3 protein-coding genes are annotated in these 4,818 nt (G+C 67.7%); 2 read left to right on the forward strand and 1 reads right to left on the reverse strand.

Translation table 11 applies throughout. The features are described 5' to 3' along the window. Window positions 1–105 precede the first annotated feature (105 nt). Window positions 106–2,763: an ATP-dependent Clp protease ATP-binding subunit gene (locus tag G6016_RS09635; RefSeq protein WP_182632454.1), complete on the reverse strand. Its 2,658-nt coding sequence runs from the start codon at window positions 2,761–2,763 to the stop codon at window positions 106–108. A 232-nt stretch (window positions 2,764–2,995) separates the two neighbouring features. Between G6016_RS09635 and G6016_RS09640 the strand changes: the two genes are divergently transcribed. Beyond that, window positions 2,996–4,408, forward strand: a complete 1,413-nt coding sequence (locus tag G6016_RS09640) for a glycosyltransferase (protein WP_182632455.1) — start codon at window positions 2,996–2,998, stop codon at window positions 4,406–4,408. Continuing rightward, window positions 4,405–4,764, forward strand: coding sequence for a hypothetical protein (locus G6016_RS09645; RefSeq protein WP_241730061.1), 360 nt, complete (start codon window positions 4,405–4,407; stop codon window positions 4,762–4,764). The genes G6016_RS09640 and G6016_RS09645 overlap by 4 nt, the downstream gene beginning before the upstream one ends. Window positions 4,765–4,818 lie beyond the last annotated feature (54 nt).

Consider the following 4,818-nt stretch of genomic DNA (forward strand, 5'->3'; position numbering starts at 1 on the left):
CGGGGTGTGCCAGGTCCAGGGCCTCATCCCCGGTCGTGAAATGGGGACGACCCCCGCCGGTGAGGGCGGGGGTCGTCGGGTTCCTGCGCGACTAGCGCTCAGGGGTCAGCTGGTGGCGGGGGCTGCCCCACCGCTGCCGGCCGGGCCGGTGGCGCCGCCACCGAAACCACCGGAGCTCGGCGGAAGCGAGTCACCGGGGCCGGCCTCGCCCGTGGGGGCGACGCTGGCGGTGATCTCCTCACCCGTCCGATCCTTCTCGGGCGCGTTCGGCCGCGGGGTGCCGGTGAAGGTGAAGGTGGCGTCCTCGGTGCGCTCGGACTCGCCGTCCCAGCCCTCGACGTCCACGGTCACCAGGTCGCCTGCAGCGACCTCGCCGAAGAGGATCTTCTCCGAGAGCGTGTCCTCGATCTCGCGCTGGATCGTGCGACGCAGCGGCCGCGCACCCAGCACCGGGTCGAAGCCACGGCGGGCCAGGAGCCGCTCGGCCTTGAGGGTGACCTCGATGTCCATGTCCTTGGCCTTGAGGGCCGAGCGGACGCGTCCGATCATCAGGTCGACCATCTCGACGATCTGATCCTGCGTGAGCTGGTGGAACACCACGATCTCGTCGATACGGTTGAGGAACTCCGGGCGGAAGTGCTTCTTCAGCTCGTCGTTGACCTTCTGCTTCATCCGCTCGTACTGGCCCTCGGCATCCTGCTCGCCGACGCCGGAGAAGCCCATGCCCACGGCCTTGGAGATGTCCTTCGTCCCCAGGTTCGAGGTGAAGATCAGCACGGTGTTCTTGAAGTCCACCATGCGGCCCTGACCGTCGGTGAGACGGCCGTCCTCGAGCACCTGGAGCAGGGTGTTGTAGATCTCCGAGTGGGCCTTCTCGATCTCGTCGAACAGGACCACCGAGAACGGCTTGCGCCGCACCTTCTCCGTGAGCTGGCCACCCTCCTCGTAGCCGACGTACCCGGGGGGCGCGCCGAACAGCCGCGAGGCGGTGAAGCGGTCGTGGAACTCGCCCATGTCGATCTGGATGAGCGCGTCATCCTCACCGAACAGGAAGTTCGCGAGCGCCTTGGACAGCTCCGTCTTACCGACACCCGAGGGTCCGGCGAAGATGAACGAGCCGCTGGGGCGCTTGGGATCCTTGAGGCCGGCGCGCGTGCGGCGGATGGCCCGCGAGACCGCCTTGATGGCGTCCTCCTGGCCGATGATCCGCTTGTGCAGCTCGTCCTCCATGCGGAGCAGACGTGTGGTCTCCTCCTCGGTGAGCTTGAAGACGGGGATGCCGGTCCAGTTGCCCAGGACCTCGGCGATCTGCTCCTCGTCCACCACGGCGGCCACGTCCATGTCGCCCGCACGCCACTGCTTCTCGCGCTCGGCGCGCTCGGCGATGAGCTTCTTCTCCGTGTCGCGCAGGCCGGCGGCCTTCTCGAAGTCCTGCGCGTCGATCGCGGACTCCTTCTCGCGGCGGGCCTCCGCGATCTTCTCGTCGAACTCGCGCAGGTCCGGCGGAGCCGTCATCCGCTTGATGCGCATGCGTGCACCGGCCTCGTCGATGAGGTCGATCGCCTTGTCCGGCAGGAAACGGTCGTTGATGTAGCGGTCCGCCAGCTGCGCCGAGGCCGCCAGTGCGGCATCGGTGATGGTGACGCGGTGGTGCGCCTCGTAGCGGTCGCGCAGGCCCTTGAGGATCTCGATGGACAGCTCGACGCTGGGCTCGGGCACCTGCACGGGCTGGAAACGACGCTCGAGCGCCGCGTCCTTCTCGATGTGCTTGCGGTACTCGTCCAGCGTGGTGGCACCGATGGTCTGCAGCTCACCGCGGGCCAGCTTGGGCTTGAGGATCGACGCGGCGTCAATCGCACCCTCGGCGGCACCCGCGCCGACGAGGGTGTGGATCTCGTCGATGAACAGGATGATGTCGCCGCGCTGGTTGATCTCCTTGAGCACCTTCTTCAGGCGCTCCTCGAAGTCACCGCGGTAGCGGGAGCCGGCCACGAGCGAACCCAGGTCGAGCGAGTAGAGCTGCTTGTCCTTGAGCGTCTCGGGGACCTCGTTGTTGACGATCGCCTGGGCAAGGCCCTCGACGACGGCAGTTTTACCGACGCCGGGCTCACCGATGAGGACCGGGTTGTTTTTTGTGCGCCGGGAGAGCACCTGCATGATGCGCTCCACCTCCTTGGCGCGGCCCACGACCGGGTCGAGCTTGCCCTCCATGGCGGCCTGGGTGAGGTTGCGGCCGAACTGGTCCAGAACCGTCGACGACGACGGCGTGCCGGACTCGCGTCCGCCGGTGCCCGCGGGCGTACCGGTGGCCTCGGCCTCCTTGCCCTGGTAACCGGACAGCAGCTGGATGACCTGCTGGCGCACCCGCGTCAGGTCGGCGCCGAGCTTGACCAGCACCTGGGCGGCCACGCCCTCGCCCTCGCGGATGAGGCCGAGCAGAATGTGCTCGGTGCCGATGTAATTGTGGCCGAGCTGGAGCGCCTCGCGCAGGCTCAGCTCGAGCACCTTCTTGGCGCGCGGGGTAAACGGGATATGGCCACTGGGCGCCTGCTGGCCCTGGCCGATGATCTCCTCGACCTGACTACGCACGGCCTCCAGCGAGATCCCGAGGGACTCGAGGGCCTTGGCCGCGACACCCTCACCCTCGTGGATAAGCCCGAGCAGAATGTGCTCGGTACCGATGTAGTTGTGGTTGAGCATCCTGGCTTCTTCCTGCGCCAGGACGACGACGCGACGCGCGCGGTCGGTAAACCGTTCGAACATCGTGCTACCTCACATTCCTCGGGTTTTCACCACTCTAGTGGCCCGGTCGTTCGGCCGGAGCCACCGCAGTGGCACTCGACCCGTCATGTCTATCCAACGCCGCAGGTGGGGTAATCATTGCCTCTTCGTGTACGCCGTCAGCGAACGCCGGAAGACTGTGCGATGAGGCAGAATGTGACACCTGTGCACCACGCCCGCGCCTTCACACACCCACGCCGGGAGGACCACGACGGTGGACAAGCCAAAATTCTCCATGGGCCGGACCGTCGGCGTGGCGGTCGTGGGGCTGGCCGCGATGGCCGGGCTCATGCTCTGGCTGGCCCTCACGCTGTCGGATAACCGCGCCCAACAGGCGCAGGAGGGCCACCTGGGAACCTTACGGTTCCTCTATGGCACGTACGCCCCTCCGCTGGCGGTGATCGTCGCGGCGCTCGTCGTCGCCCTGATCTTCGTCGCGATAGCGACCTCGGTGGAGAACACCGTCGCCAACCGGTACCGACGCTCCCAGGACGAGAAGGGCATCCCCCTGGCACCCAAGATCGTCATGGCGGAGACGCGTGGCGTCTTCCACGGGCCGGTCACCATCACCGTTCTCATCCCGGCGCACAACGAGGAGGACCGGATCTCGGCGACCATCACCTCGCTGCAGGAGCAGGTCGACCCGCCGGACCGGATCATCGTGGTGGCCGACAACTGCACCGACTCGACCCCGGACCTGGCGCGCGCGGCGGGCGTGGAGGTCTTCGCCTCGGTCGACAACGTCCACAAGAAGGGCGGCGCCCTCAACCAGGCCCTCGCCACGCTGCTTCCGGATCTGGGTGAGAACGACTGCGTGATGGTGATGGACGCCGACACCGTCCTGGACCAGGGGTACCTCACCGCCGCCCGCCGACGCTTCACCGACGACCTCGCCCTCATGGCGGTCGGCGGCCTGTTCTACGGCGAGGAGGGCGCGGGGCTGCTCGGCCAGTTCCAGCGCAACGAGTACACGCGCTACAGCCGCGACATCCGCCGCCGCCGGGGCCGGGTGCTTGTCCTCACCGGCACCGCATCGGTGTTCCGCTCCCGCGGTTCCCGCATCCCGGGCCGGCACGGCGACGTCTACGACACGGCCGCCCTGACCGAGGACAACGAGCTGACGCTGGCACTCAAGTCGCTCGGCGGCCTCATGGTCTCGCCGCCGCAGTGCACTGTGGTCACGGAGGTCATGCCCACGTGGAAGGCCCTGTGGCATCAGCGGCTGCGCTGGCAGCGCGGCGCCCTGGAGAACCTCGGCGCGTACGGGATCACCCCGCAGACCACGCGGTATTGGTTCCAGCAGCTCGGGATCGGGTACGGGGCCATCGCGCTGTCGAGCTACCTGGCGCTGATCCTCATCACCGCGCTCGCCCTGGACGAGTGGGTCTGGTATCCCTTCTGGGGTGGGCTCGGCCTACTGTTCATGCTCGAGCGGCTGGTGGGGGTCTGGAAGGCGGACCTGCGCGCCAAGCTGGTCGCCGTGGTGTTGGTCCCGGAGCTGGTGTACGCGACGTTCCTCAATATCGTCTTCCTCAAGGGCGTGTTCGACATCCTCCTGGCCCGCCAGGCCAACTGGGGCCATGTGGTGGTCGGTGAAGACGGTGTGAGTCGGGTGGAAGGGGCGTGACGACCGTGGAGGCCTTGGTGGGAACGACAACAACGATCACGACGACGACGCCGTCCGCCCCCGACACGGTGGTCATGGCCACCGGACCGATCGAGACCCTTCACGCCGGGATCCTGTTGCCCGAGTCGGTGTTGTCCTCGGAATGGTTCGCCATTCTCGCTGCATTTGTGGCCATCAACACGGTTATGTACGTGACGCTCGCGGTGGCCAAGACGCTGCCCAAGGTCCACTTCTACGACCTGTTCCCCCGCCAATACACGCGTGCGGAGACCCGCAGCATCCACCCGGACGCACCCGAGCCGGGGCCGGGCAAGCGTGGGCACGCGCAGCCGGAGACCCGGCCGGAGCCCGGGTGAGCCGGTTCGACCTGGATCGCATCGGCCGCGGCCTGCCCTTCGCCGCGGCCCTGC

This window comes from Dietzia aerolata (assembly GCF_014144865.1).
GTDB classification, from domain to species: Bacteria; Actinomycetota; Actinomycetes; order Mycobacteriales; family Mycobacteriaceae; genus Dietzia; species Dietzia aerolata.

Coding starts and splice junctions, on each gene's coding strand:
- G6016_RS09635 (WP_182632454.1), bottom strand. CDS start 2,763: ATGTTCGAACGGTTTACCGACCGCGCGCGTCGCGTCGTCGTCCTGGCG.